A 24,204-nucleotide genomic window follows, 5' to 3' on the forward strand; every position below is an offset into this window, starting at 1 on the left:
CCGGGACGGTTCGCGGGGGCAGCCCCGCACCGGCGCGGACGGCCGGTGGAAAAACCGCGACGAAGACCTTCCCGCTCATGGACAGGTCCGACTGGTCTAGTCCAGAATCGAGGGGAAGCCCCTGACGGGGAAGCCTCCGACAGCCGACCGCGCGGCCCGTCCGCGCACGACGCGCACGCACAGCATCCGTCCTCCCCCGCACAGGAGGACGGACCGAGGAACCGGTGCTCTCTGCCCTGACTGCCCGGCTCCTCACCTTCGGCCGACCGGGACCGCACACCCCACGGCCGATGATGCTCCGGGCTGCGGTGCCGGGAGGGTTGAGGGTCCCTCCCAGGCGCCGCGGCCCGCGGGTGTCTCAAGGGCCCGTGAGGCCCGGCGCCCCGCGCGCGGCCGGGCCGGGCACGCGTACATTTCAGCACCGTACAAACGTGCAGGTACGCTCACAGACGTGCCCTCCATGAACGAACTCGTACGCCAGCACACCGCGCTCGACGACTCCGACCTCGAGTGGCTCCATCTGCTGGTCTCGGAGTGGCAGCTGCTCTCCGACCTGTCCTTCGCCGACCTGGTGCTGTGGGTGCCCACCCGGGACGGCACCCGCTACGTCTCCGTCGCCCAGATGCGGCCCAACACCGGCCCGACCTCCTACCAGGACGACATGGTCGGCCACCTCGTCCCGCGCGGCCGCCGCCCGATGCTGGACGCCGCGCTCGACGAGGGGCGGATCGTACGGGAGGGCGACCCGGAGTGGCGCGAGGAGGTCCCGGTCCGCGTCGAGTCCATCCCGGTGCGGCGCGAGGGCCGGGTCCTCGGTGTCATCGCGCGCAACACCAACCTGCTGACCGTGCGCACCCCGAGCCGGCTGGAGCTGACGTATCTGCAGAGCGCCTCCGACCTGGCGCAGATGATCGCCGCCGGCTCCTTCCCGTTCCCGGACCAGCAGGTCGACATGGACGCGTCCCCGCGCGTCGGCGACGGCCTGATCCGGCTGGACGCGGACGGCATCGTCCAGTACGCCTCGCCGAACGCGCTGTCCGCCTACCACCGCCTCGGTCTGGCCGCCGACCTCGTCGGCCAGCACCTCGGTGAGGCCACGGCCGAACTCGCCCCGTCCCGCGTCCCCGTGGACGAGGCGCTGGTGAAGCTGGCCAGCGGCTGGGCGCCGCGCGAGTTCGAGATCGAGGCCAGCGACGGGGTGATCCAGTTCCGGGCCATCCCGCTCAAACCCAAGGGCACCCGCATCGGTTCCCTGGTGCTGCTGCGGGACGTCACCGAACTGCGCCGCCGCGAGCGCGAGTTGATCACCAAGGACGCGACGATCCGGGAGATCCACCACCGGGTCAAGAACAATCTCCAGACGGTCGCCGCCCTGCTGCGCCTGCAGGCCCGGCGCATCGACTCCCAGCGCGGCCGGGAGGCCCTGGAGGAGGCGGTGCGCCGGGTGGGGTCCATCGCGATCGTCCATGAGACGCTGTCCCAGAACCTGGACGAGCGCGTGGAGTTCGACGAGATCGCCGACCGGGTGCTGGCGATGGTCGCCGAGATCTCACCGGGCAAGGTGACCGGCCGGCGCACCGGCCGGTTCGGGATCCTGGAGGCCGAGGTGGCCACCCCTCTGTCGATGGTCCTGACCGAGATCCTGCAGAACGCCCTGGAGCACGGCTTCCGGCAGGGCGACACCGGCACGGTCGAGGTCTCCGCGATCCGCGGCGGCACCTCGCGCGAGGCGCGGCTGCTGGTCACCGTCCAGGACGACGGCGTGGGCCTGCCCGAGGACTTCGACCCGCACCGCTCCGGCAATCTCGGCCTGCAGATCGTGCGCACCCTGGTCGAGGGCGAGCTGGGCGGGACGTTCGACATGGTTCCCGCTCCCGAGCGGGGCACCCGGGTGATCCTCGATCTTCCGGTGCCCACGCACAAGTAGTCCACGGGATCCGCCCGTTCATCGGGCGGCCCGGCGGTGTGCCGGCCGGGCGCACACAGCAAAGAGCCCCGGACCTCGATGGTCCGGGGCTAGTCGCTCGTGCTGCCCACCTGGGTGGGGGTACCCCCTGCTGGAAGAGCTCGGGGGAGCATCGGGGGTACTGCGCGCTGCGGCTCGGGGGCGGGAGATGCGTACTCGCTGTACGCGCCGCCAAGCTCAGGCTGTCAGCGGGGTGGCCGTGGTCAGGCGGAGGCCTGACGGGCCCGGTTGCGGGCGGCGCGGCGCTTCATCGCGCGGCGCTCGTCCTCGCTGAGACCACCCCAGACGCCGGAGTCCTGGCCGGACTCGAGCGCCCACTGCAGGCACTGCTCGATAACCGGGCAGCGACGGCAGACGGCCTTGGCTTCCTCGATCTGCAGCAGCGCAGGACCGGTGTTGCCGATGGGGAAGAAGAGCTCGGGGTCTTCCTCGCGGCAAACGGCGTTGTGACGCCAGTCCATGGCTGCTACCTCTCCTTGGTGTTACGTGCTCGTTGCTTGTGAATGTGAACGCTTTCACGAATCCCTCAACAAGTGAAGGGCCTACCGTCAGGTTGCCCTGGCGTGGTCCTGTGGATTGAAGAGGGGTTCCGGCGATCTCCGGGGCCCGATGAGGGCGCCGTCCTGATCGCCACGTAGAGACTCGCAAACCTCGGCGGCGGATACAACCCCTTCCGGGAAGTTTTTTTTGATTCCTCGGTGTCGACTAGGTCACAGCCGTACTTCCATGGGGTGGATCCTGGCCTAAACGTTCGAGTGAAAGGACTTTTGCCCCTTCCACTCACACAATCACACGCAGTGCACGGCGTACGCCTGTGAACGTCACGCTCGTACGCAGTCCCAGGTGGTCGCCGTCCATCTGAAGCGGCAGCGGCACCTTCGAATGCAAGGTGAACGTGCTCAGGTCGTGCAGTGAGACGGCGTGTCTGCCCTGGGGGCCGCGCTCCGGGGACGAAGTGAGCAACTGGGTGCCATACCGGGCAACCGCGGCCGTGGACAGCCGGCTGAGACCCAGCACGTCGAGCCCGGTGTCGAAGGAGGCCTTGGGTGAGGTGTACATGGGGCGATTGCCCAGATAGGTCCACGGTGAGGTGTTCGACACTATCGCCACCACCAGATCCGTGACCGGGTCCTCGCCGGGCCGCTCCAGCGCGATCGAGCCGCGCCGCCGGCTGGGCTCGCCGAGGAACTGGCGGACCACCTGCCGCACGTACAGGGCGTGCGTGGACTTCTTGCCGCGCTCGCGCTGCTGCTCCACCCGGCCGACCACGCCCGCGTCGAAGCCGAGCCCGGCGTTGAAGGTGAACCAGCGCTCGGGGACCGCGGCGTCGGCGCTGCCGGGCGTACCGGAGGCCAGGCCCAGTCCGACCGTGCGCTCGCTGCCCTCGCGCAGGGCGTCCAGGATCGCGCCGGTGGCCTCCACGGCGTCGTTGGGCAGCCCCAGCGCGCGGGCGAAGACATTGGTGGAGCCGCCCGGCACCACCGCCAGGCGGGGCAGGCGCTCGGGGTCCGGGCCCCGGTGCAGCAGGCCGTTGACCACCTCGTTGACCGTGCCGTCGCCGCCGAGCGCCACCACCAGGTCCACGTCCCGGCCGTCCGCGGCCTGCCGGGCCAGGTCGCGGGCGTGGCCCCGGTACTCGGTGGTGACCGCCTCCAGCTTCATCTCACTGGCCAGCGCGTGGATCAGGACATCGCGCGTACGTGCGCTTGTGGTGGTTGCCGCCGGATTGACCACGAGAAGTGCACGCATGAGGTGCAGCGTACCTACCGGGCAGTACCGAGCCCAGGGCGAGGTAGGGATCCGGTAAGAGCGGCGGCCGTGAGCCTGGACACGGAACGCCGCGGCGCGAGGGCTACCCTTCATGGGGTGAGCAGTGAGCAGAACCCCACCCCCGAGACCACGGACGCCACCGGAGTGCGGCCGCGGCGGCTGACGTACGCGGCGGCGCTGTGCGCGCTGGAGGCGCTCGCGCTGCTCGTCGGCGGCCTGTGGATGCTCGTCCTCGGTGTCACCGGTGACGGTGGCGACCGGCAGCAGGCCGTCACCGGCGGGATCACCGTGCTGCTGCTCGCGCTGCTGCCGCTGCTGGCCGCGCGGGGGCTGCTGCTGCGGCGCGGCTGGAGCCGCGGCCCGGCGGTGATCACCCAGATCATGGCGCTGCCCGTGGCCTACAGCCTGCTGCACGCCGACGGCGCGGCCGTCCCGGCGGGCATCGCGCTCACGGCCGTGGCGGTGGCTGCCCTGGTCCTCCTGGTCAACCCGGCCACGACCCGGGCGCTGGGCATCAAGGGCCCGGGCCGCGCCCGGGAGGGCGAGCAGCGCTAGCCGCTCTGGCCGGCACGCTCCGCAGGCCCTCCGGTGCGCCCGCACGGCGGGTCTTCGGTGCCGCCCTACTCCTCCACCAGCAGTTTCTCCCGCAGCTGGGCGAGGGTGCGGGCGAGCAGACGGGAGACGTGCATCTGCGAGATGCCGACCTCCTGCGCGATCTGGGACTGGGTCATGTTGCCGAAGAACCGCAGCAGCAGGATGCGCTTCTCACGCGGCGGAAGGTCCTCCAGCAGCGGCTTGAGCGACTCGCGGTACTCGACGCCCTCCAGCGCCTCGTCCTCCGCGCCCAGGGTGTCGGCGACCGCCGGGGACTCGTCGTCCGTGTCCGGGACGTCCAGGGACAGCGTGGAGTAGGCGTTGGCCGACTCCAGGCCCTCCAGGACCTCCTCCTCGGAAATCGACAGCTTCTCGGCCAACTCGTGCACCGTGGGGGAGCGGCCGTGCAGCTGGGACAGCTCGGCCGTCGCCGTGGTGAGCGACAGGCGCAGCTCCTGCAGCCGGCGCGGCACCCGCACCGCCCAGCCCTTGTCCCGGAAGTGCCGTTTGATCTCGCCGACCACCGTCGGCGTCGCGTACGTGGAGAACTCCACACCGCGATCGGGGTCGAAGCGGTCCACGGACTTGATCAGCCCGATGGTGGCCACCTGGGTGAGGTCGTCCAGCGGCTCCCCGCGGTTGCGGAAGCGGCGCGCAAGGTGCTCGACGAGCGGCAGGTGCATGCGGACCAGCTGGTTGCGCAGCTCGGCGTACTCCTCGCTGCCCTGGTCGAGGGTGCGCAGCCGGACGAACAGCGCGCGTGCGCCACTGCGGTCATGGGAGTCGTGCCGCGTACCGGGCACGCTCGGGACGCTCTGCGCGGCGTCCTCGGAGTGTCGCTCGTGCTCGCTCATCGTCCCGCCCGTCGCCCTTCCCCGAGCCCTCGCCTCCTCCCCCGTGCCGGGCCCGTCCGGAGGGGGAGGTCCCCCATGGCCGGCGCGGACGCCGCCGCGCGCCGGTGCCGGCGTGCCCCGCACGGTGTCGCGTCCCTGCCGTGTCTCGCCCGGAAGAGCGAGCTTCAGCGGGTCGTCGTCCGGGTGCGGCCTGGCCTGTTCGGGGATGCCCTCGATGCCGCCCGCAGGGTGCGGCGGCCTGCCGTCCCCGCCCGGCCCGCCGGGACCGGCCTGCCCTGTCGTGCCTGCCTGTCCCGCCGCGGCGGCGGCACCGGCGCGGTTCGCCGTGCCACCGCGGCGGGCCGTGTCACCCCTGCCCCTGGGGTCGCCCGGACCGGTCGGGCCGTCCTGGCCCCGGCTCCCGGCCCCGTCCGCACAGGGCGGGATGGCGCCCTCCGTCGGCAGTTCCCGTGTGCCGTGTTCTTCGTCCCGCACCGGCCCGTCCCCGTTCCTCACGCCGGACCGGGTCCGGCGCCGCGCTGTTTGTAGAGGCTGATCGACACGGTCTTGTCCTCGTCCACGGCGGAGGAGACCTTGCCCGCGAGGGCGGACAGGACGGTCCATGCGAAGGTGTCCCGCGAGGGGGCGTGACCGTCCGTGGTCGGAGCCGAGACGGTGACCTCGAGCGAGTCGTCGACCAGTCGGAAGACACAACTGAGCACCGAGCCGGGCACGGCCTGCTGCAGCAGGATCGCGCAGGCCTCGTCGACCGCGATGCGCAGGTCCTCGATCTCGTCGAGGGTGAAGTCCAAACGGGCCGCGAGGCCGGCCGTGGCCGTCCGCAGCACCGACAGGTAGGCACCCGCAGCCGGCAGCCGGACTTCCACGAAGTCCTGGTTCGCCGCGGGTTCGCCGTCGATCTGGGACACCCTCACCTCCAAGGTGGTACAAGCTTCTCGGGGCCGAGGGTCACCCCCCGGGTCACGCGATGCGTGGTTCAGCGGTGACGCTACCGCGCTCCCGGCATTCCTGTCCCGGGACCCCAACCCTGCTCTGTCACTCATGGTAAACACACGGATACGCTCCGTGGCTAGAGGTTCGGCGGGCCCAAATGGGAACAGCGCGTGCCGGGTTGACGTACCCGGACGTCAGCGGGTCGAACCGTCCCGGTGCGGGCTCACACCAGGACGTGGTCCACGAAGCACCAGCGCCAGTCCTCGCCGGGCTCGAAGCTCCGCATCACCGGGTGTCCGGTCTCCTCGTGGTGCCGGGTCGCGTGCCGCCCCGGGGAGGAGTCGCAGCACCCCACCTTGCCACAGGTCAGACACAGCCGCAGTTGCACCGGATGCGTGCCGTCGGCCAGGCACTGCAGGCACGTCTCGCTGCGCGGATCGGGTTCCGGGTGCGGCAGCGTGCCGGCGTGCGTGCACTGTTTCATGATTGCCAGGTTACGACGCGCGCACGGCTCGGTGCGTGGTCGAGCGGGGTGGAGAGCGACGATGGGTGGGCGAGGACGATGGACGTGATGCCGCTGCTGTTGCTGGTGGCGGGCAGCGCCGCGGTGGCCGGGGCGGCCCGGCGCACCCCGGTGCCGGCGCCGCTGCTGCTGGTGGCCGTCGGCCTGGCGGTCGCCTACCTCCCCGGGGTCCCCGACTACACGCTCGACCCGCACGTGGTGCTGCCGCTGCTGCTGCCCCCGCTGCTGTACACCTCGGCCGTGGACAGCTCCTACCTGGACCTGCGCGCGCAACTGCGACCCGTGGCGCTGCTGTCGGTCGGGTACGTGCTGTTCGCGACCTTCGCGGTCGGCTGGGCCGCCTACCTGATCGTGCCGGGACTGCCCCTGACGGCGGCGCTGGTGCTGGGCGCCGTGGTGGCGCCGCCGGACGCGGTCGCGGCGACGGCGGTGGCCCGCCGGGTGGGGCTGCCCTCGCGGATCACCACGATCCTGCAGGGCGAGTCGCTGCTCAACGACGCCACCGCGATCACCGCCTACAAGGTCGCGCTGGCCGCGGCCGTCGGCGAGGGCGCGACCTGGGCCGGGGGAGTGCAGGAGTTCCTCGTCGCCGCGTTCGGCGGGGTGGGCGTCGGCCTGGTGCTGATGGCACCGCTGCACTGGCTGCGCACCCACCTGAAGGAGGCGCTGCTGCAGAACACGCTCTCGCTGCTGATCCCGTTCGTCGCCTACGGCGTCGCCGAGCAGCTGCACGCCTCCGGGGTGCTCGCGGTCGTCACGGTCGCCCTCTACCTCGGGCACCGCGCCTGGGAGGTCGACTTCGCCACCCGGCTCCAGGAGGAGGCGGTGTGGAAGATGGTCGCCTTCGTCCTGGAGTCGGCGGTGTTCGCGCTGATCGGCCTGCAGCTGCCGGTGGTGCTGCGGGGGCTGGGCGCCTACCGGGGCACCGATGCCGCCTGGTACGCGATCGTCGTCTTCCTGGTGGTCGTGGCGGTGCGGTTCGTGTGGGTGTACCCGTCGGCGTTCGTGCCCCGGCTCCTGCGCCGGGTCCGGGAGCGGGAGGAGAACCCCACCTGGCGGGGCGCGATGGTGACCGCGTGGGCCGGGATGCGGGGCGTGGTGTCGCTGGCGATCGCCTTCTCGATCCCGCTGACGGTGCACGGCGGGGCGCCGTTCCCGCAGCGCAACATGATCCTGTTCCTGACCTTCACCACGGTCATCGGCACCCTGGTGGTGCAGGGGCTGACCCTGCCGCCGCTGATCCGCTTCCTGAAGTTCCCCGGCCGCGACCCGCGGGCCGCCACGCTCGCCGAGGCCAACGCCCAGGCGCAGGCCTCCCCGGCCGCCGAACGGCCCCTGGAGGAACCCCTCGCCGACGGGCGCACCGCGCTGCCCCCGCCGCTGGCCGACCGGCTCCGCGCGGTCCTGGAGCGCCGCCGCAACGCCGTCTGGGAGCGCCTGGGGCAGACCAACCCGGTCACCGGCGAGTCGGTGGACGACACCTACCGCCGCCTGTCACGGGACATGATCAGCGCCGAGCGCGCCGTCTTCGTGCGCCTGCGGGACGGCCGCTACATCGACGACGAGATGCTGCGCACCCTGCTGCGCCGGCTGGACCTGGAGGAAGCGGCCGCCTACCGGGAGGCCGCCTGAGGGGCACGGGGGGCGCCTGAGCGGCACGGGCGGGGCCTGCCGGTCCGGTGCCGGCAGAGGCGCGCGTGGCCCGGCGGGCCGCCCCGAGGACCGCAGGGCTCGGCCACCGCGCGGCTCAGGTGTGTTCCGGGAACGGGCGGCCCGTGACGACCGCGGCGATCGTCGTCCCGCGCGGGAAGGCGCCCTCGTCGGCCAGGGCGACCAGGGCGTACAGCAGCTTGGCGACGTAGAGGCGCTCGACGGGCACGCCGTGGCGGTCGGCGAAGTCCTCGGCGAACGCGTCCAGTTCGGGGGTGGTGCGGGCGTAGCCGCCGCAGTGGAAGCGGTCGTCCAGCGACCAGGTGCCGCGGCGGGCACCGAAAGCCTGCTCCTGCAGGGCCTGTGTCGCGGCGGTCAGGAAGCCGCCCTTGAGGACGGATATCCCCAGTGCGCGGCGGCCCTCGGGCAGCCCGGCGGCCAGCCCGGCGAGGGTCCCGCCGGTGCCGCAGGCGACGGCCACGACGTCCGCACACTCGCCCAGTTCCGCGCCGAGCGCCCGGCAGCCGTGGACGGCGAGGGCGTTGCTGCCGCCCTCGGGCACGACGTGGGCGTCCTCGGCCCCCACCGCGCGCAGCACGGCCGCCAGGGTGTCCGGCTCGGCCTTGCGGCGGTACGTCGAGCGGTCCACGAAGTGCAGCCGCATCCCGTCGGCCGCGCAGCGGGCCAGGGAGGGGTTCAGGGGGCGGTCGGCCAGCTCCTGGCCGCGGACCACGCCGATGGTCTCCACACCGAGCAGGCGGCCGGCTGCCGCGGTGGCCCGCAGGTGGTTGGAGTAGGCGCCGCCGAACGTGACGATCCGGCGGCCCGCCGCCGCCCGCAGGTTCGGGACGAGCTTGCGCCACTTGTTGCCGCTCAGCTCGGGATGGATCAGGTCGTCCCGCTTGAGCAGCAGACGCAGACCGCGCCGGGCGAAGCGGTCGTCGGCCACCTCCTGCACGGGGGAGGGGAGCCGGGGGCCGAGCGCGGCGAGGTCGGGGACGGTGGAGCTGCTCACCTGGCCATTGTGTCCGGGGCCGCGGTGTCCCGCGCCCGGCGGTCCGCCCGGGCGGGACCCTGATGTCTGCCCCGCCGCGAGCTGATCCATTCCCGCTCTTTCGTGTAATAGCACGAGCACGGTGGGTGATGGAAGTGTGGCACCCGCAAATCGATGCCGGCGCCGATCGTGCCGGGCATGAGCGGGAGGGCAATTCTCTATGTCGGTAGGCGAAGAGGTCCGTTCGGAGCAGGGCCGGCCGCAGCAGAGCCTCGGCACGGCGGCCGCGCGGAACCTGGCCACCACCACCAAGTCCGTACCCCAGATGCAGGAGATCAGCTCCCGCTGGCTGCTGCGCATGCTGCCGTGGGTCGACATCCAGGGCGGCACGTACCGGGTGAACCGGCGACTCACCTACGCCGTCGGCGACGGCCGGATCACGTTCGTGAAGACCGGCGACCGTGTCGAGGTGATCCCCGCCGAACTCGGCGAACTGCCCGCCCTGCGAGGGTACGAGGACGACGAGGTGCTCTCCGAACTCGCCCAGCGCTGCCGGCAGCGCGAGATCGGCGCCGGCCAGGTGATCGCCTCCTTCGGCAACCAGGCCGAGGAGGTCTACCTGCTGGCGCACGGCAGGGTCGAGAAGGTCGGCACCGGCCCCTACGGCGACGACCAGGTCCTCGGCGTCCTGGCCGACGGCGCGCACTTCGGCGAGCAGGCCCTGCTCGACCCGGACGCCATCTGGGAGTACACGGTCCGCGCGGACACCGCGTGCACCGTCCTCGTCCTGTCCCGGCACGACTTCCAGCAGGTCGCCGAGCGCGCCGACTCGCTGCGCGAGCACCTGCGGCGGCTGCGCTCCATCCCGGGGCAGCGCACCAACAAGTACGGCGAGAAGGAAGTCGAACTCGCCGCGGGTCACAGCGGCGAGCCGGACATCCCGCACACGTTCGTCGACTACGAGGCCAGGCCCCGCGAGTACGAACTGAGCATCGCCCAGACCGTCCTGCGCATCCACACGCGCGTGGCCGACCTCTACAACCAGCCGATGAACCAGACGGAGCAGCAGCTCCGCCTGACCGTCGAGGCGCTGAAGGAACGCCAGGAGCACGAACTCGTCAACAACCCCGAGTTCGGCCTGCTGCACAACTGCGAGTACGACCAGCGCATCCAGCCGCACGACGGGGTGCCCAGCCCCGACGACATGGACGAGCTGCTCAGCCGCCGCCGGGGCACCAAGCTGTTCCTCGCCCACCCGCGCGCGATCGCCGCGTTCGGCCGCGAGCTGAACAAGAGGGGCCTGGTCCCCGAGACCATCGACATCGGCGGCAACCGCATCCCCACGTGGCGCGGAGTGCCGATCTTCCCGTGCAACAAGATCCCGGTGACCGAGGCCCGCACCAGCTCGATCATCGCCATGCGTACCGGCGAGGAGGACCAGGGCGTCATCGGGCTGCGCGCCAAGGGCATCCCGGACGAGATCGAGCCGAGCCTGTCGGTGCGGTTCATGGGCATCAACGAGCAGGCGATCATCAAGTACCTGGTGACCGCGTACTTCTCGGCGGCGGTGCTGGTGCCGGACGCGCTCGGGGTCCTGGAGAACATCGAGGTCGGCCGTTGGCGCTGACACCGGCCGCGACCGGACCGCGGTGTCCGCACGGGCCGGGCCGGGTAGATCCCCGGGGTGCCCGCCCGGCCCCGGCCGGCCGGGCGCCCTGGTTCGCGGATTCTCCGAGGGGGAGCGGATGGCCGAGTTCATGACGGAGACGACACGGTGCCCAGCCGGCGCGCAGCCCGCCGTGGGCGGCCCACCGCCCCACGCGGCGGCCCCCGCCGAGCCGTTCCCCCGGCAGCCCGCGGACCGTGCCGCCGACGGTCCGGGAGGTGCGGCCGACGGGCACGACGCCGCGGTGATCCTGGAGGGTGCCCGGGCGGAGGTGGATCCCGAACTGCGGGCAGCCGTCGCCTCGTTGCCGGACTCGATGCGCCGCATCGCGCGCTACCACTTCGGGTGGGAGCAGGCCGACGGCACACCGACGGCCGGCCCCGCGGGCAAGGCGATCCGCCCGGCACTGGTGCTCGCCGCGGCCACCGCACTGGGCGGGGCCCCGGCGCGGGCGGACGCGGCACGGGCCGCCGCCGCGGTGGAGCTGGTGCACAACTTCACGTTGCTGCACGACGACGTGATGGACCGCGACACCACCCGCCGGCACCGCCCCACTGCGTGGACGGTGTTCGGCGACGCCGACGCCATCCTCGCCGGGGACGCCCTGCAGGCGCTGGCCCTGCGCCTGCTCGCCGAGGACCGGCACCCGGCGTCCCCGGCGGCCGCCGCCCGGCTCGCGGCCTGCGTCGTCGAGCTGTGCGCCGGCCAGCACGCCGACACGGCCCTGGAGCGGCGCGACCCCCGGGACGTCACGCTCACCGAAGTGCTCGCCATGGCCGAGGCCAAGACGGGCGCGCTGCTCGGGTGCGCCTGTGCGGTCGGCGCGCTGTACGCGGGGGCGGGCGAGGAGGAGGTGGAGGCGCTGGACGCGTTCGGCCGGCAGGCGGGGCTCGCGTTCCAGCTCATCGACGACGTGATCGGCATATGGGGCGACCCCGCCCGCACCGGCAAACCCTGCGGAGCGGACCTCGCGGCCCGCAAGAAGTCCCTGCCGGTCGTCGCCGCGCTGACCTCGGGCACACCCGAGGCCACCGAACTCGCGGAGATCTACGCCCGGCCGCACCGTGAGGGCGAGGAGGAGAGCACGGCGCTGGTGGTGGAGCGCGCCGGGGGCCGGGACTGGGCCCAGTCCGAGGCGGCCGACCGGATGGCGCGGGCCGTCCACGACCTGGCCCGCGCGGTCCCGGACCCCGCGGCCGCGGGCGGCCTGCCCGCCCTGGCGGAGTTCGTGACCCGCCGCACCAGCTGAGCGCCGCACCGGCTGGGCAGGCCCGCGCGCAGCGGTCCGGCACGGCCAAGACCCCGGAGCACCCGCCACGGCCGTACGGTTCCTGACCCCGTACGGCCGCCGGGTGCTCCGGTCTCCGGTCCGGCGGGCAGGGTGGTCGTCGGCGGGTTCCGCGCTGCCCCACGGGGGGCGGGACCCGCCTCACCTGTGCGCCGGGCCGGTGGCAGCGGGCGCCGCTGCCACCGGCCCGGCGCAGGCACCGGTACGTAGCGGGCGGCCCCGGGCACGAACGACCGCACCCGGCCCCCTCCCGAAGCGCCGGATGCGGCGCCCGGGAGCGGCCGGGTGCGGTGGAAAGACGCTGCAACGCAAAGGAATTGCAGGTCAAGGCGGAGTGACGCCCCGTCAGGCCTTCTTGGTCTCCCAGAAGATCTTGTCGATCTGGGCGATGTAGTCCAGCGCCTTCTGGCCCGTGGCCGGGTCGGTGGAGGCCTTGGCGGCGGAGAGCGCCTTCAGGGTGTCGTTGACCAGCTGGTGCAGCTCCGGGTACTTCTCGAAGTGCGGAGCCTTGAAGTAGTCGCTCCACAGGACCGACACGTGGTGCTTGGCCAGCTCGGCGCGCTGCTCCTTGATGACCGTGGCGCGGGCCTGGAAGTGCGGGTCGTCGTTGCCGGCCATCTTCTCCTGGACGGCCTTCACCGACTCCGCCTCGATGCGGGCCTGGGCCGGGTCGTACACGCCGCAGGGCAGGTCGCAGTGGGCGCTGACCTTGACCTTGGGGGCAAACAGGCGGGAAAGCATGGAGCATTCCTTCCTCGTGATCGTCTTCTCAGGTGGGACATTACTCCCTGCAAGGCGTGTTTTCGCGAGTGCCCCCTAGGGCTTAGGACAAAAGTCCAGGGTCAGACTGAGACTGGTGGAGGAACGGACCGGGGAGGTGCCGGCGATGCCGGAGCTGTCGCAGGAGACCGAGCGCAGGGCTGCCGTACTGCCCTTCGGCCTGGCGGAGGTGACCGGGCCGTCCATGGTGCCCACGCTGTACCACGGGGACCGGCTCGTGGTGCAGTACGGGGCCCGGATCCGGCCGGGTGACGTGGTCGTCCTGCGCCATCCCTTCCAGCAGGACCTGCTGGTCGTCAAGCGTGCGGCCGAGCGGCGCGAGGGCGGCTGGTGGGTGCTGGGCGACAACGCGTACGCGGGGGGCGACAGCACCGACTACGGGACCGTGCCGGAGGAGCTGGTGCTCGGGAAGGTGTGGTTCCGTTACCGGCCGCGCACCTCGGCTCGGCGTTCCCCGCTGGCGCTGGTGCGCTGGGCGCTGTCGGCGGCCCGGCCCGTGCTGTCCGACCGGTCGGCCTCCAGGCGTTTGCGGGCCCGGTAGGCGGCGACGTTGGCGCGGGTGGCACAGCGGTCGGAGCAGTAGCGGCGCGAGCGGTTGGTGGAGGTGTCCAGGTAGGCGTTGCGGCACGGAGCCGCCTGGCACAGGCCGAGGCGGTCCACGCCGTACTCGGTGAGGTGGAACGCCAGGCCCATCGCGGCGATCGCGGCGTACCCGGAGGTGGCGTTGGACGGATGGTCGGCCAGGTGCATGTGCCACAGCGGGCGGCCGTCCTCGTCGCGCTGGTCGTGCCCGGAGATCTGCGGGCTGACCGGGAACTCCAGCAGCAGCGAGTTCAGCAGCGCCACCGCCAGGGTCTCGTCGCCCTGGTCGGCCGCCTCGAAGACGGCCCGCAGCCGGCTGCGCACCGAACGGAAGCGGGTCACGTCGGCCTCGGTGGCGCGGCGTGCCGCCGAGGCGTTGACGCCGAACAGCTCCCGCACGGCCTCCACCGACGTCAGGGTGTCCTTGCCCCGCGCGGGTTCCTCGCTGTTGACGAGCCGCACGGCATAATCCGAGTAATAGGCCAGTTCCACTTGTAGTCCTTACCCATTCGCCTTAAGGTGGCGAGCGCGGTCTTGTAACGGCCGGTCGTGCTTTCAGGGTATTACGCCGTAGGCGTCCAGGAGGGGAACGATGACGGACACGAGCGCGGGCACCACCGCCGGAGCGGACTGGCGGGCCTGGCAGAACAGCTGGGACCGGCAGCAGGAGTGGTACATGCCCGACCGCGAGGACCGCTTCCGGATCATGCTGGACATGGTGGAGGCGCTGGTCGGCACCGCGCCGCGCGTCCTGGACCTGGCCTGCGGCACCGGCAGCATCACCGCCCGCCTGCTGAGCCGGTTCCCCGAGGCCACGAGCACCGGAGTCGACCTCGACCCGGCGCTCCTCGCCATCGCGCGCGGCACCTTCGAGGGCGACGAGCGGGTCGCCTTCGTCACCGCCGACCTGAAGGACCCCGACTGGACGGCGAAGCTGCCGTACGACTCCTACGACGCCGTGCTGACCGCCACGGCCCTGCACTGGCTGCACCGCGAACCCCTCGCCGCCCTCTACGGGCAGATCGCGGACCTCGTCCGGGACGGCGGTGTCTTCATGAACGCCGACCACATGATCGACGAGACCACCCCCCGGATCAACGCGGCCGAGCGCGCCCAGCGGCACGCGCGGATGGAGCGGGCCAAGAAGGACGGCGCCCTGGACTGGGCCGAGTGGTGGCAGCTGGCCGCGAAGGACCCGGTGCTGGCCGAGCCCACGGCCTGCCGCTTCGAGATCTACGGCGAGCACGCCGACGGCGACACGCCCTCCGCCGCCTGGCACGCGGGCGTCCTGCGGGAGAAGGGCTTCGCGGAGGCCCGGCCGGTGTGGTGCTCGCCGTCCGACACGCTGCTGCTGGCGCTGAAGTAGGGGCACCGGGACACGGAAAGGGGCGGTACGGGAAGTCCGTACCGCCCCTTCGCGCCGCTCGATCGGGCGGGTCGGCTACAGCACCTTCGACAGGAACGACTGCGTCCGCTCGTGCTGCGGGTTGGTCAGCACGTCCCGCGGACGGCCGGACTCGACCACCACGCCCTCGTCCATGAACACCAGGCTGTCGCCGACCTCGCGGGCGAAGCCCATCTCATGGGTGACCACGACCATCGTCATGCCGGACTCGGCCAGGTCCCGCATGACGTCCAGGACGTCGCCGACCAGCTCGGGGTCGAGCGCCGAGGTCGGCTCGTCGAACAGCATGAGCTTGGGGTCCATGGCCAGCGCCCGGGCGATGGCCACGCGCTGCTGCTGCCCGCCGGACAGCTGCGAGGGGTAGTGCCCGGCCCGGTCGGCCAGGCCCACGCGCTCCAGCAGGCTCATCGCGCGGTGGTGCGCGTCGGCCCGCCGGGCGCCCTTGACCTGGACCGGCGCCTCCATGACGTTCTCCACGGCCGTCATGTGCGGGAAGAGGTTGAAGCGCTGGAAGACCATGCCGATGTCCCGGCGCTTCATGGCGACCTCGCGGTCGCGCAGCTCGTAGAGCTTGTCGCCCTGCTGGCGGTAGCCGACCAGCTCGCCGTCGACGTACAGCCGGCCGGCGTTGATCTTCTCCAGGTGGTTGATGCAGCGCAGGAAGGTCGACTTGCCGGAGCCGGAGGGACCGATGAGGCAGAACACCTCGCCCGGCCTGACCTCCAAGTCGATGCCCTTGAGGACCTCGACCTGGCCGAAGGACTTGTGCACGCCCTCGGCCTTGACCATCGGCACGTCGGTGCGGCGCACGGGCGCGTCCTGCTTGGTGAGCTTGTCGGTCATGCCATGCCTCCCTTGGGCCGGCCGAGGGAAAACACGTTCGCCTTCACCTTCTGCCACGGCGTGGGCGGCAGCTGGCGGCTGGAGCCGCGGGCGTAGTACCGCTCGATGTAGTACTGGCCGACGCTCAGCACCGAGGTCATGATCAGGTACCAGGCGGCGGCGAGGAAGTACATCTCCACCGGGGCGCCGGAGACCTGGCCGATGTCCTGGGCGTAGCGGAACAGCTCCGGGTACTGCACGGCCGCGACCAGCGAGGTGGTCTTCAGCATGTTGATGACCTCGTTGCCGGTCGGCGGCACGATCACCCGCATGGCCTGCGGGATGATGATCCGGCGCAGGGTCTTGCCGTGGCTCATGCCCAGCGCGTGGGCGGCCTCGGTCTGGCCCTCGTCGACGGCGAGCAGTCCGGCGCGGCAGATCTCCGCCATGTACGCCGCCTCGTTCAGGCCCAGGCCGAGCAGCGCCGTCAGCAGCGGCGTCATGAAGTTCGACCAGTAGTCCTTGTAGAGCGGCATCAGGTTGATGTACTCGAAGACCAGGCCCAGGTTGAACCACAGGAACAGCTGGACCAGCACCGGCGTGCCGCGGAAGAACCAGATGTAGAACCAGGCGATCCCCGAGGTCACCGGGTTCTTCGACAGGCGCATCACGGCCAGCACGATGCCGCCGACGATGCCGATCAGCATCGACAGCACCGTCAGCAGGAGGGTCTTGCCGACGCCGGTGATGATCCGGTGGTCGAAGAAGTAGTCGGGAACGGCATGCCAGTTGATCTTGCCCTGGCTGAACGCGTACACGATCGCGGCCAGCAGGGCGAGCGCGACCAGGGCGGCGACGTACCGTCCGTAGTGGCGGACCGGAATGGCCTTGACGGGCTGCGGTCCGGCCGGGGGCGTGTCCTTGGGCCCCGCCGTCTTGTCGATGTCAGCAGTCACGGGTGATGCCTTTCAGTGCCCGCTCGGCGCGGTCACTTGCCGCCGTTGATGACGGACTCCTTGACGGCGCCGTCCTGGGCGCCCCACTTCTCGAGGATCTTCTGGTACTCGCCGCTCTTGATGATCGCGTTCATCGCGGCCTGCAGCGCGTCGCGCAGCTGGGTGTCCTCCTTGCTGACGGCGATGCCGTAGGGGGCGGCCTCGACCTGCTCGCCGACGATCTGGAAGTCCTTGCCGCCGCCGGAGGTCTTCACCGCGTACGCCGCGACCGGGAAGTCTGCGGACACCGCGTCCGCGCCGCCCGAGCGCAGCCGGGTCTCGGCCTGCTGGTTGTCGTCGAAGGCCTCGATGGTGAGCTTCTTGCCGCCCGGGCACTTCTTGGCCTCGGTCTTGGCGAGGTCCTCCGAGACGGTGCCCCGCTCCACCGCGAGCTTCTTGCCGCACAGGTCGGACCAGGTGGTGATGGACTCGGTGTCGCCCTTGCGGGTGTAGAGGGAGACGCCGGCCTGCAGGTAGTCCACGAAGTCCACGCCCTCGCCGACCTTCTTGCCCGTGGTCGGGTCCACGCCCTGCTGGCGGCTCTTGTTGTCGGTCATCGCCGACATGGCGACCTTGTAGCGGCCGGAGCGCAGACCGGTGAGCAGCGCGTCGAAGGTGCCGTTGTCGAACTCGAACGTGACACCGAGCTGCTTGCCCAGGGCGGCCGCGATGTCCGGGTCGAGGCCGACGACCTTGCCGGACTTGTCCTTGAACTCGACCGGCGCGTAGGCGATGTCCGAGCCGACCTTGATGACGCCCTTGTCGCGGATATCCGCCGGGAGCTTGTCGGCCAGCGGTGCCGAGGCGGCGGACGAGCTGCCGGGGGACGTGTCCTTGTCCTTGGTCTGGTCACCGCAGCCGGTCAGCGTCAGGGCGCCTGCGACCGCGATCGCACCGACCACGGCCAGACGGGACTGCGCGGCGGTCGGACGACGGGTGGAGCGTGCGGTCATGGTGGGTTCCTCCGGCGGGTGGGTGGAGTTGCCGATCGGTCGACGACAGCACACGCCTTCGGGTGTCGCGACCTCGTGTGATTGACGCATCTTGCCATTCGGTCTGCGCCATTCAGGGCAATCGCGATGTCAAAATCGCATAACGGGTGGCCTCGGAACCGCGCATCGCCGTCCGCTGCCGCGGGACGCTCTGCGGGAACATCCCATTCCCGCCGGAAGATCTTCTGTTGATCTCGGGATGTGGGCCGTCGGAGCGGTGTTTTTGAGCCGCCTTGAGCCTGTGTCGCGCCATCGGCCGGGACTTGTCCCCATATTGAGCCATGTGTCGGCTCGCCGTCATGTGACCTTCGCGTTATCGACTCGTCGTCGGCGCCGTCCGTCCGGTATGAAGGTTCTTTACACCCCTCATCCGGGGCTCAGGGCGCGTGTGCGGCGCGCCCGTCGCGTACGTGCCCGAACGCATCACCGACTGGGTCGTACGCGGTCCCGCCCACTCCTCACCAGGAGTGGCCACCCTCAATCCATGAATCATTAAGGGGTAGAAAGAAAGTGGCAGCGGAGATCGTCAATCCTCGCAGCGACAGTACGGACCAGGACGGCGGGGCAGAGCCGCTCGATTCCTTCGATCCGGCCTTCGCGCTGCACCGCGGCGGCAAGATGGCCGTGCAGGCCACCGTGCCGGTCCGCGACAAGGACGACCTGTCCCTGGCGTACACGCCCGGCGTCGCGCGGGTGTGCACCGCCATCGCCGAGCAGCCCGAGCTGGTGCACGACTACACGTGGAAGTCGTCCGTGGTCGCCGTCGTCACCGACGGCACGGCCGTGCTGGGACTCGGGGACATCGGTCCTCAGGCCTCCCTTCCGGTGATGGAGGGCAAGGCGATTCTGTTCAAGCAGTTCGGCGGCGTGGACGCGGTGCCGATCGCACTCGACTGCACCGACACCGACGAGATCGTCGACACCGTGGTGCGTCTGGCGCCGTCGTTCGGCGGCATCAACCTGGAGGACATCTCGGCGCCCCGCTGCTTCGAGATCGAGCGCAAGCTCCAGGAGCGCCTGGACATCCCGGTCTTCCACGACGACCAGCACGGCACGGCGGTCGTGACGCTCGCGGCGCTGCGCAACGCGGCGCGGCTGAGCGGGCGCACCATCGGCGACCTGCGGGCCGTCATCTCCGGCGCGGGCGCGGCCGGGGTCGCGATCGCCAAGATGCTGGTGGAGGCCGGCATCGGGGACGTCGCGGTCACCGACCGCAAGGGCATCGTCTCGGCGGGCCGGGACGACCTGACCCCGGTCAAGCGGGAACTGGCCTCCTTCACCAACAAGGCCGGGCTGAGCGGGTCCCTTCAGGACGCGCTGGCCGGCGCGGACGTGTTCATCGGCGTCTCCGGCGGCACGGTGCCCGAGGAGGCCGTGGCGTCGATGGCCGAGGGCGCGTTCGTCTTCGCCATGGCCAACCCGAACCCGGAGGTGCACCCGGACGTCGCGCACAAGTACGCGGCGGTCGTGGCCACCGGGCGGTCGGACTTCCCCAACCAGATCAACAACGTCCTGGCGTTCCCCGGCATCTTCGCGGGCGCGCTGCAGGTCCGGGCGACCCGGATCACCGAGGGCATGAAGATCGCCGCCGCCGAGGCGCTGGCCGGGGTCGTCGGGGACGACCTCGCCGCGGACTACGTGATCCCCTCGCCGTTCGACGAGCGGGTCGCCCCCGCCGTGACGGCGGCGGTCGCGGCGGCGGCCCGCGCCGAGGGCGTGGCCCGGCGCTGACCCCGGCCCGACCGCACGGGCCCGGTCGGCCTTTCCGCCTGACCCGAACGGCCCCGCCCGCACGGGCGGGGCCGTTCCGCGTCCCCGGGCGGACTGCTCGACATCGCCGGCGGGACTGCTCCGCGTGCCCGGGCGGGGCTGCTCGGTCGCGCGTGAGGCGGCGCGGTGTGAGCGGCGGGCTTGGCAAGAGGGTGTGTGTCACAGGGTGGCGAGGTTCCGCAGGCGCGTCGGCACCCCTATCGTCAAGGTCATGTTCGCTGTCTACGCCGCCCGAATCGACCGCGACCAGCCGCTGAACGGACTGGAGACGGGGGAGCGCCCGGCCCCCGAGGCCCGCCCCGGCTGGAGCACCATCGACGTCAGGGCCGCCTCCCTGAACCACCACGACCTGTGGTCCCTGAAGGGCGTCGGCCTGTCCGAGGACAAGCTGCCGATGATCCTCGGCTGCGACGCCGCCGGCGTCGACGAGGACGGCAACGAGGTCGTGCTGCACTCCGTCATCGGACAGAGCGGGCACGGGGTCGGGCCGAACGAGCCCCGGTCCATCCTGACCGAGCGCTATCAGGGCACCTTCGCCGAGCAGGTCGCGGTGCCCACCTGGAACCTGCTGCCCAAGCCCAAGGGGCTCTCCTTCGAGGAGGCCGCCTGTCTGCCCACGGCCTGGCTGACCGCCTACCGGATGCTGTTCACCAACGCCGGGGTGCGTCCCGGTGACTCGGTGCTCGTGCAGGGCGCCGGCGGCGGCGTCGCCACCGCCGCGATCGTGCTCGGCAAGGCCGCGGGCCTGAAGGTGTTCGCCACCAGCCGGGACGAGGCCAAGCGCAAGCGGGCCCTGGAACTGGGCGCCGTGGAGGCCGTCGAGACGGGGGCGCGGCTGCCGCAGCGGGTGGACGCCGTGATCGAGACCGTGGGCGCGGCCACCTGGTCCCACTCGGTGAAGTCGCTGCGCCCCGGCGGCACGATCGTCATCTCCGGTGCCACGAGCGGCGACCGGCCCTCCCACGCCGAGCTGACCCGCATCTTCTTCCTGGAGCTGAAGGTGGTCGGCTCGACGATGGGCACCAAGGACGAGCTGGAGGACCTGCTCTCCTTCTGCGCCTCGACCGGTGTCCGTCCCGTCATCGACGAGATCCTTCCGCTGGACCGGGCCCGCGAGGGGTTCGAACGGATGGAGTCCGGCGGCCAGTTCGGCAAGATCGTGCTCACCGCCTCCTGAGAGGCGCGGCGCCGTCAGGCGGGCCCGGGCGACCGGGCCCGCCTTTTTCCGGCCTGTCCTGTCAACTTTCATTGACAAGCACCGGGTGTCAACCTACGTTGACATCATGACCGAAGCGACAGATCTCGCCGAGCGGGCGGGAGACCGCGATCCGCGGGTCGGGCTGCGGGCCGTCGCCGCGCTGCGCCGGCTGCTGGAGCAGTTGGAGGCGGTGCAGGTGCGCAGCGCCCGCAACCAGGGCTGGTCCTGGCAGGAGATCGCCGCCGAACTCGGGGTGAGCCGGCAGGCCGTGCACAAGAAGTACGGGAGGCGTTGATGTTCGAGCGATTCACCAGGGACGCCCGGGACGTGGTCAAGAGGGCGCTCGCCCGGGCCGAGGCGGACGGAGCGCAGAGCGTCGACGCCGAGCATGTGCTGCTCGCCCTGCTGGAGCGCGAGGGCAGCCGGGCCTCCTTCGTGCTCGCCGCCCTCGGGCTCGCCGAGCGGCGGGAGCCGGTGCGGCGGGCCCTGGCCGAGGCGCGGCGGCGGGCCGGGCTGACCCGGGCCGACGCGGACGCGCTGGCGGGGCTGGGGATCGATGTGTCGGAGATCGTGGCCCGCGTGGAGGAGGCGCACGGCGTCGGGGCGATGTCCGGCGACCGGAGGGACCGGCCCGGGCGGCGGCCCGGCTTCGGCCGGTCGGCCCGGAACGTACTGGAGAAGTCCCTGCGCCTCGCCCTCGCCCGCCATGACCGGCGCATCGGCGACGAGCACCTGCTGCTGGCGCTCACCGTCCTGCCGGGCGTGCCGGCCGAGGTACTGGCCGACCACGGGGTGACGTACGCGTCGGTGACCCGGGTGCTGTACGGCGAGGGAGAGGCGAAGGCCGGCTGAGGCGGCGGGGCCGGCCCGCGAGGGCAGGAGCGGGAGGGCGGGCCGCCGAGAAAGGGCCGCCGAGAAAGCCGCCGCTGGATGGTCGGCCTCGCCTTCGCGTCAGGCCTTCGGGGTGCGCAGCAGTCCTCCGATGCGGGCGGCGGCGGTGGACAAGTGCTGCCGGGCCTCGCGGAGTTGGTCGGCGGTGACGCCGTGGTCGCGGGCCGCGTCGCGGGTGTCGTCCCGGAAGCGGTCCAGCAGCCGGTCCAGGTCGCGGGCCGGGTCGCCGGTGAGGTCCTCGTGCGCCCAGGCCGGTTCGTACCCGGCGGGGAAGTCCTCCGGGGTCCCGGAGTACTCGGGACGCGACGCCCGGGCGCCGTTCGCCGGACGGCCGAAACCGAAGTCCTTGCCGAGATCCTTCCCGAAGTCCTTGCCGAAGTCGCCGAACTCCTTGGCCAGTTCGGACAGGCCCTCCCGCACCCCCAGCGGCCAGTCGCCCCGGGCGAAGTGGTCCTGCACCTGCTGCTGGATCCGGCGGGCGATGCGCTGCAGCTCCTCCTGCGCCTGGGCCCGCGCCCGCTCCTGCGCCTCCTTGGCCTGGCGGCGGGCCCGCTGGGCCTCCTCGCGCGCCCGGCGGCTCTCGTCCTTGGCGCGCCGGGCCTGCTCCTTCCACTCCTGCTTGACGCGCCGCATCTCCTCCTTCGCGGCACGCCAGGACTCCCTCTCGTCCATGCCGCCGTACTCCCCGGAGCCGGTGCCGCCGGCGCCCTGCCGGGCCTGCGAGGCGGCCGCGCGCATCTCGCGGCGGAGGTCACCCGCGGCGCCGCGCACATCGGCGCGGATCTCGGCGGCCAGCTCGGCGACCGACTCGCGGATCTCCAGCTCCAGGTCGGCCAGTTCACCGCTGCGGTCGGCCAGTTCGGCGCGGCCCGCGTCCGTGATGGCGTACACCTTGCGGCCGCCCTCGGTGGTGTGGGTGACCAGACCCTCGGCCTCCAGCTTGGCCAGCCGGGGGTAGACGGTGCCCGCCGAGGGCGCGTACAGGCCCTGGAAGCGCTCCTCCAGGAGGCGGATCACCTCGTAGCCGTGGCGCGGGGCCTCGTCCAGCAGCTTGAGCAGGTACAGGCGGAGGCGGCCGTGAGCGAAGACGGGAGGCATGTCAGAGCACCTTCTTGTCGGTCGGGCCGTCGATCGTGCCGTCGGTCGGGTCGGCGGCCGTGCCTGCGGTCGGGCCGTCGGAGCGGGGGCCGCTCCCGGGGGCCGGCGTGCTGCCGCCGGGGGCGGCGTCCGGGGCGGCCTCCCAGGGCTCCTCCTCCGCCGGCGGGCGCCGCAGCAGGGCGATGGAACCGGAGACCGTCGTCGCCTTCAGCCTGCCGCGGCCGGTGCCCAGCCGGCCGGTGATCCGCTTGGCGCCCCACTGGCCGCCGACCCGCAGGTCCTCGAAGGCGTTGGACACCGTGCCGCTCGCGGTGTTCGCCTCCACCTGCGTGTCCACCGGGTGGGGCAGCCGGATGGCGATCTCACCGGAGACACTCGTCAGGCTGACGTCGGTGGGACGGCCCGCCGGGTCCAGGTCGACGATCATCGAGCCGCTCACCGAGTCCGCCCGGACCGAGGAGCCGGCGCCCTCGACCACGGTCAGGTCCCCGGAGACCGAGTTGAACCGCAGGTCTCCCGAGAGGGCCTGTGCCTCCACGCTGCCCGAGACCGTGTCCGCGCGGACCGGGCCCGTCAGGCCCACCAGGGTGGTGTCGCCGGAGACGCCCTTCACCTCGGTGGCGCCGTCGATGCCGGACACCACGGCGGCGGCGCCGACCACGCCCACCTCGACCCGGGTGCTCGCCGGGACGGCCAGGGACACGACGGCGCTGCGCCGCCAGCCCTTGCGGTCCAGCCACTTCAGGAAGCCCTTCCAGGGCAGGTCCTCGTACGCCACCGTCAGCGTCCCGCCCTGCTGGGTGACCACCAGGGGCGGCCCGTCGATCGCGGAGACCTCCAGGCGGGCGGTGGCCTCGTCCGTGCCCACCACGTTGACCGTGCCCTGGACGATGCGGACGTTGAGCTGGGTCACGGGCTCGTCGAAGGTGAGCTTCGCCGGCTCGCCTACGGACCACTCGGACATGGGGCAGACCTCCTGGGACGGACCGGGCCACGCGGTGAGCAGGCCGGAGACAGGACCGGGGGCAGGACCGGCGGCGACGCGGCACAGGGTCGACACGCCATATCGCGTCCCCTGCAATACACGATATATCGCGCCGGGAGGAAGTCAAGGGCAGTCACGACACATCGCGAACGCGAAAGCGCCCCCGCAGGGGCGCTCCATACTGTCCGTCTGCCCGGTGGTCCCCCGGCGCTCTACTCGTCGTCCTCGTCGTCCAGGCGGGCCAGCCAGGTCGCCAGCCGCTCCACCGGGACCTCGAAGTCCGGGTTCAGGTCGACGAAGGTCCGCAGCTGCTCGGCGAGCCACTCGAAGGTGATCTCCTCCTCGCCCCGCCGCTTCTCCAGCTCTTCGATGCCACGGTCAGTGAAGTACATGAGGTCAAGGATAAGTGCGCGCGCGGACCCGCATCGCACCCCGGAAACGGCCGGGC

General features: G+C 72.0%; 25 protein-coding genes. 11 read left to right on the forward strand and 14 right to left on the reverse strand.

The genetic code is table 11. The features are described 5' to 3' along the window. Positions 1 to 460: 460 nt before the first annotated feature. Positions 461 to 1,927 (forward strand): PAS domain-containing sensor histidine kinase, encoded by a 1,467-nt coding sequence (locus tag GV126_RS21720; protein WP_185948036.1) that lies wholly within the window; start codon positions 461 to 463, stop codon positions 1,925 to 1,927. A 242-nt stretch (positions 1,928 to 2,169) separates the two neighbouring features. Here the strand turns inward: GV126_RS21720 and GV126_RS21725 are convergent, their stop codons facing one another. Then, positions 2,170 to 2,427, reverse strand: a complete 258-nt coding sequence (locus GV126_RS21725) for a WhiB family transcriptional regulator (RefSeq protein WP_003992873.1) — start codon at positions 2,425 to 2,427, stop codon at positions 2,170 to 2,172. A 319-nt stretch (positions 2,428 to 2,746) separates the two neighbouring features. Then, on the reverse strand, positions 2,747 to 3,715 hold the full coding sequence (locus GV126_RS21730) for a diacylglycerol/lipid kinase family protein (RefSeq protein WP_159669434.1): 969 nt from the start codon (positions 3,713 to 3,715) through the stop codon (positions 2,747 to 2,749). A 117-nt stretch (positions 3,716 to 3,832) separates the two neighbouring features. On the opposite strand from GV126_RS21730, the gene GV126_RS21735 reads away from it, so the two are divergent. Further along, positions 3,833 to 4,291, forward strand: a complete 459-nt coding sequence (locus GV126_RS21735; RefSeq protein ID WP_159669436.1) for a hypothetical protein — start codon at positions 3,833 to 3,835, stop codon at positions 4,289 to 4,291. A 65-nt stretch (positions 4,292 to 4,356) separates the two neighbouring features. Here GV126_RS21735 and GV126_RS21740 read toward each other — a convergent pair whose 3' ends face one another. The 3 genes from GV126_RS21740 to GV126_RS21750 all read right to left on the reverse strand — a co-directional run bounded on the left by GV126_RS21740 (position 4,357) and on the right by GV126_RS21750 (position 6,601). Next, the gene (locus tag GV126_RS21740; protein ID WP_419796074.1) at positions 4,357 to 5,658 is read right to left on the reverse strand and encodes an RNA polymerase sigma factor SigF; all 1,302 of its coding nucleotides are present in this window, start codon (positions 5,656 to 5,658) and stop codon (positions 4,357 to 4,359) included. 17 nt (positions 5,659 to 5,675) lie between these two features. Next, the gene (locus GV126_RS21745) at positions 5,676 to 6,092 is read right to left on the reverse strand and encodes an ATP-binding protein (RefSeq protein ID WP_159673963.1); all 417 of its coding nucleotides are present in this window, start codon (positions 6,090 to 6,092) and stop codon (positions 5,676 to 5,678) included. Between the two features lie 248 nt (positions 6,093 to 6,340). After that, the gene (locus GV126_RS21750) at positions 6,341 to 6,601 is read right to left on the reverse strand and encodes a UBP-type zinc finger domain-containing protein (RefSeq protein WP_159669437.1); all 261 of its coding nucleotides are present in this window, start codon (positions 6,599 to 6,601) and stop codon (positions 6,341 to 6,343) included. Between the two features lie 78 nt (positions 6,602 to 6,679). On the opposite strand from GV126_RS21750, the gene GV126_RS21755 reads away from it, so the two are divergent. After that, on the forward strand, positions 6,680 to 8,272 hold the full coding sequence (locus tag GV126_RS21755; protein WP_159669439.1) for a Na+/H+ antiporter: 1,593 nt from the start codon (positions 6,680 to 6,682) through the stop codon (positions 8,270 to 8,272). 115 nt (positions 8,273 to 8,387) lie between these two features. Here the strand turns inward: GV126_RS21755 and GV126_RS21760 are convergent, their stop codons facing one another. Continuing rightward, positions 8,388 to 9,305, reverse strand: a complete 918-nt coding sequence (locus tag GV126_RS21760) for a 1-aminocyclopropane-1-carboxylate deaminase/D-cysteine desulfhydrase (protein WP_236570063.1) — start codon at positions 9,303 to 9,305, stop codon at positions 8,388 to 8,390. A gap of 199 nt (positions 9,306 to 9,504) precedes the next feature. Between GV126_RS21760 and GV126_RS21765 the strand changes: the two genes are divergently transcribed. Together GV126_RS21765 and GV126_RS21770 are read left to right on the forward strand one after the other, a co-directional pair. Further along, positions 9,505 to 10,911, forward strand: a complete 1,407-nt coding sequence (locus GV126_RS21765; protein ID WP_159669444.1) for a family 2B encapsulin nanocompartment shell protein — start codon at positions 9,505 to 9,507, stop codon at positions 10,909 to 10,911. A gap of 118 nt (positions 10,912 to 11,029) precedes the next feature. Continuing rightward, complete coding sequence (locus GV126_RS21770; protein ID WP_159669447.1) at positions 11,030 to 12,199, forward strand: family 2 encapsulin nanocompartment cargo protein polyprenyl transferase; 1,170 nt, start codon at positions 11,030 to 11,032, stop codon at positions 12,197 to 12,199. 384 nt (positions 12,200 to 12,583) lie between these two features. Here the strand turns inward: GV126_RS21770 and sodN are convergent, their stop codons facing one another. Further along, the gene (gene sodN, locus GV126_RS21775; protein ID WP_014674929.1) at positions 12,584 to 12,979 is read right to left on the reverse strand and encodes a superoxide dismutase, Ni; all 396 of its coding nucleotides are present in this window, start codon (positions 12,977 to 12,979) and stop codon (positions 12,584 to 12,586) included. A 145-nt stretch (positions 12,980 to 13,124) separates the two neighbouring features. Here sodN and sodX point away from each other — a divergent pair, with 145 nt between their 5' ends. Then, a complete protein-coding gene (sodX, locus tag GV126_RS21780; RefSeq protein ID WP_159673965.1) occupies positions 13,125 to 13,559 on the forward strand; it encodes a nickel-type superoxide dismutase maturation protease in 435 nt (144 codons plus the stop codon). Here the strand turns inward: sodX and GV126_RS21785 are convergent. Continuing rightward, positions 13,442 to 14,092: a CGNR zinc finger domain-containing protein gene (locus GV126_RS21785; RefSeq protein WP_159669450.1), complete on the reverse strand. Its 651-nt coding sequence runs from the start codon at positions 14,090 to 14,092 to the stop codon at positions 13,442 to 13,444. The genes sodX and GV126_RS21785 overlap by 118 nt on opposite strands. Positions 14,093 to 14,192: 100 nt before the next feature. Here GV126_RS21785 and GV126_RS21790 point away from each other — a divergent pair, with 100 nt between their 5' ends. Continuing rightward, positions 14,193 to 14,966: a class I SAM-dependent methyltransferase gene (locus GV126_RS21790; protein WP_159669453.1), complete on the forward strand. Its 774-nt coding sequence runs from the start codon at positions 14,193 to 14,195 to the stop codon at positions 14,964 to 14,966. A 75-nt stretch (positions 14,967 to 15,041) separates the two neighbouring features. Here the strand turns inward: GV126_RS21790 and GV126_RS21795 are convergent, their stop codons facing one another. The 3 genes from GV126_RS21795 to GV126_RS21805 are packed head-to-tail and all read right to left on the reverse strand — an operon-like array spanning position 15,042 to position 17,775. Next, positions 15,042 to 15,794, reverse strand: coding sequence for an amino acid ABC transporter ATP-binding protein (locus GV126_RS21795; protein WP_159673967.1), 753 nt, complete (start codon positions 15,792 to 15,794; stop codon positions 15,042 to 15,044). 50 nt (positions 15,795 to 15,844) lie between these two features. Beyond that, the gene (locus GV126_RS21800; protein ID WP_159669456.1) at positions 15,845 to 16,783 is read right to left on the reverse strand and encodes an amino acid ABC transporter permease; all 939 of its coding nucleotides are present in this window, start codon (positions 16,781 to 16,783) and stop codon (positions 15,845 to 15,847) included. 32 nt (positions 16,784 to 16,815) lie between these two features. Further along, the gene (locus GV126_RS21805; RefSeq protein WP_159669459.1) at positions 16,816 to 17,775 is read right to left on the reverse strand and encodes an ABC transporter substrate-binding protein; all 960 of its coding nucleotides are present in this window, start codon (positions 17,773 to 17,775) and stop codon (positions 16,816 to 16,818) included. Between the two features lie 549 nt (positions 17,776 to 18,324). On the opposite strand from GV126_RS21805, the gene GV126_RS21810 reads away from it, so the two are divergent. The 4 genes from GV126_RS21810 (at position 18,325) to GV126_RS21825 (ending at position 21,634) form a co-directional block, all read left to right on the forward strand. Further along, positions 18,325 to 19,545 carry an NAD(P)-dependent malic enzyme gene (locus GV126_RS21810; RefSeq protein WP_159669462.1) on the forward strand — a complete coding sequence of 407 codons (1,221 nt, stop codon included), beginning with the start codon at positions 18,325 to 18,327 and terminating at the stop codon, positions 19,543 to 19,545. A 250-nt stretch (positions 19,546 to 19,795) separates the two neighbouring features. Beyond that, a complete protein-coding gene (locus GV126_RS21815) occupies positions 19,796 to 20,761 on the forward strand; it encodes a zinc-binding dehydrogenase (RefSeq protein ID WP_159669465.1) in 966 nt (321 codons plus the stop codon). 106 nt (positions 20,762 to 20,867) lie between these two features. Continuing rightward, positions 20,868 to 21,077 carry a helix-turn-helix domain-containing protein gene (locus GV126_RS21820; RefSeq protein ID WP_003997975.1) on the forward strand — a complete coding sequence of 70 codons (210 nt, stop codon included), beginning with the start codon at positions 20,868 to 20,870 and terminating at the stop codon, positions 21,075 to 21,077. Continuing rightward, positions 21,077 to 21,634, forward strand: coding sequence for a Clp protease N-terminal domain-containing protein (locus GV126_RS21825; RefSeq protein ID WP_159669468.1), 558 nt, complete (start codon positions 21,077 to 21,079; stop codon positions 21,632 to 21,634). The genes GV126_RS21820 and GV126_RS21825 overlap by 1 nt, the downstream gene beginning before the upstream one ends. Before the next feature lie 99 nt (positions 21,635 to 21,733). Here the strand turns inward: GV126_RS21825 and GV126_RS21830 are convergent, their stop codons facing one another. The 3 genes from GV126_RS21830 to GV126_RS21840 all read right to left on the reverse strand — a co-directional run bounded on the left by GV126_RS21830 (position 21,734) and on the right by GV126_RS21840 (position 24,148). Next, positions 21,734 to 22,771, reverse strand: a complete 1,038-nt coding sequence (locus GV126_RS21830) for a PadR family transcriptional regulator (protein WP_159669471.1) — start codon at positions 22,769 to 22,771, stop codon at positions 21,734 to 21,736. A 1-nt stretch (position 22,772) separates the two neighbouring features. Then, positions 22,773 to 23,735: a DUF4097 family beta strand repeat-containing protein gene (locus GV126_RS21835; protein WP_159669474.1), complete on the reverse strand. Its 963-nt coding sequence runs from the start codon at positions 23,733 to 23,735 to the stop codon at positions 22,773 to 22,775. Positions 23,736 to 23,968: 233 nt separating this feature from the next. Further along, positions 23,969 to 24,148, reverse strand: a complete 180-nt coding sequence (locus GV126_RS21840) for a DUF6104 family protein (RefSeq protein ID WP_028420339.1) — start codon at positions 24,146 to 24,148, stop codon at positions 23,969 to 23,971. Positions 24,149 to 24,204 lie beyond the last annotated feature (56 nt).

Source organism: Streptomyces mexicanus (genome assembly GCF_902506575.1).
In the GTDB taxonomy this organism is placed as follows: Bacteria; Actinomycetota; Actinomycetes; order Streptomycetales; family Streptomycetaceae; genus Streptomyces; species Streptomyces mexicanus.

Excerpts from the sequence above, each read along its gene's own strand:
- GV126_RS21720 (WP_185948036.1), top strand. The coding sequence starts at position 461 with ATGAACGAACTCGTACGCCAGCACACCGCGCTCGACGACTCCGACCTC.
- GV126_RS21725 (WP_003992873.1), bottom strand. The coding sequence starts at position 2,427 with ATGGACTGGCGTCACAACGCCGTTTGCCGCGAGGAAGACCCCGAGCTC.
- GV126_RS21730 (WP_159669434.1), bottom strand. The coding sequence starts at position 3,715 with ATGCGTGCACTTCTCGTGGTCAATCCGGCGGCAACCACCACAAGCGCA.
- GV126_RS21750 (WP_159669437.1), bottom strand. The coding sequence starts at position 6,601 with ATGAAACAGTGCACGCACGCCGGCACGCTGCCGCACCCGGAACCCGAT.
- GV126_RS21755 (WP_159669439.1), top strand. The coding sequence starts at position 6,680 with ATGGACGTGATGCCGCTGCTGTTGCTGGTGGCGGGCAGCGCCGCGGTG.
- GV126_RS21765 (WP_159669444.1), top strand. The coding sequence starts at position 9,505 with ATGTCGGTAGGCGAAGAGGTCCGTTCGGAGCAGGGCCGGCCGCAGCAG.
- GV126_RS21770 (WP_159669447.1), top strand. The coding sequence starts at position 11,030 with ATGGCCGAGTTCATGACGGAGACGACACGGTGCCCAGCCGGCGCGCAG.
- sodN (WP_014674929.1), bottom strand. The coding sequence starts at position 12,979 with ATGCTTTCCCGCCTGTTTGCCCCCAAGGTCAAGGTCAGCGCCCACTGC.
- sodX (WP_159673965.1), top strand. The coding sequence starts at position 13,125 with ATGCCGGAGCTGTCGCAGGAGACCGAGCGCAGGGCTGCCGTACTGCCC.
- GV126_RS21790 (WP_159669453.1), top strand. The coding sequence starts at position 14,193 with ATGACGGACACGAGCGCGGGCACCACCGCCGGAGCGGACTGGCGGGCC.
- GV126_RS21795 (WP_159673967.1), bottom strand. The coding sequence starts at position 15,794 with ATGGTCAAGGCCGAGGGCGTGCACAAGTCCTTCGGCCAGGTCGAGGTC.
- GV126_RS21805 (WP_159669459.1), bottom strand. The coding sequence starts at position 17,775 with ATGACCGCACGCTCCACCCGTCGTCCGACCGCCGCGCAGTCCCGTCTG.
- GV126_RS21815 (WP_159669465.1), top strand. The coding sequence starts at position 19,796 with ATGTTCGCTGTCTACGCCGCCCGAATCGACCGCGACCAGCCGCTGAAC.
- GV126_RS21820 (WP_003997975.1), top strand. The coding sequence starts at position 20,868 with ATGACCGAAGCGACAGATCTCGCCGAGCGGGCGGGAGACCGCGATCCG.
- GV126_RS21825 (WP_159669468.1), top strand. The coding sequence starts at position 21,077 with ATGTTCGAGCGATTCACCAGGGACGCCCGGGACGTGGTCAAGAGGGCG.
- GV126_RS21830 (WP_159669471.1), bottom strand. The coding sequence starts at position 22,771 with ATGCCTCCCGTCTTCGCTCACGGCCGCCTCCGCCTGTACCTGCTCAAG.
- GV126_RS21835 (WP_159669474.1), bottom strand. The coding sequence starts at position 23,735 with ATGTCCGAGTGGTCCGTAGGCGAGCCGGCGAAGCTCACCTTCGACGAG.
- GV126_RS21840 (WP_028420339.1), bottom strand. The coding sequence starts at position 24,148 with ATGTACTTCACTGACCGTGGCATCGAAGAGCTGGAGAAGCGGCGGGGC.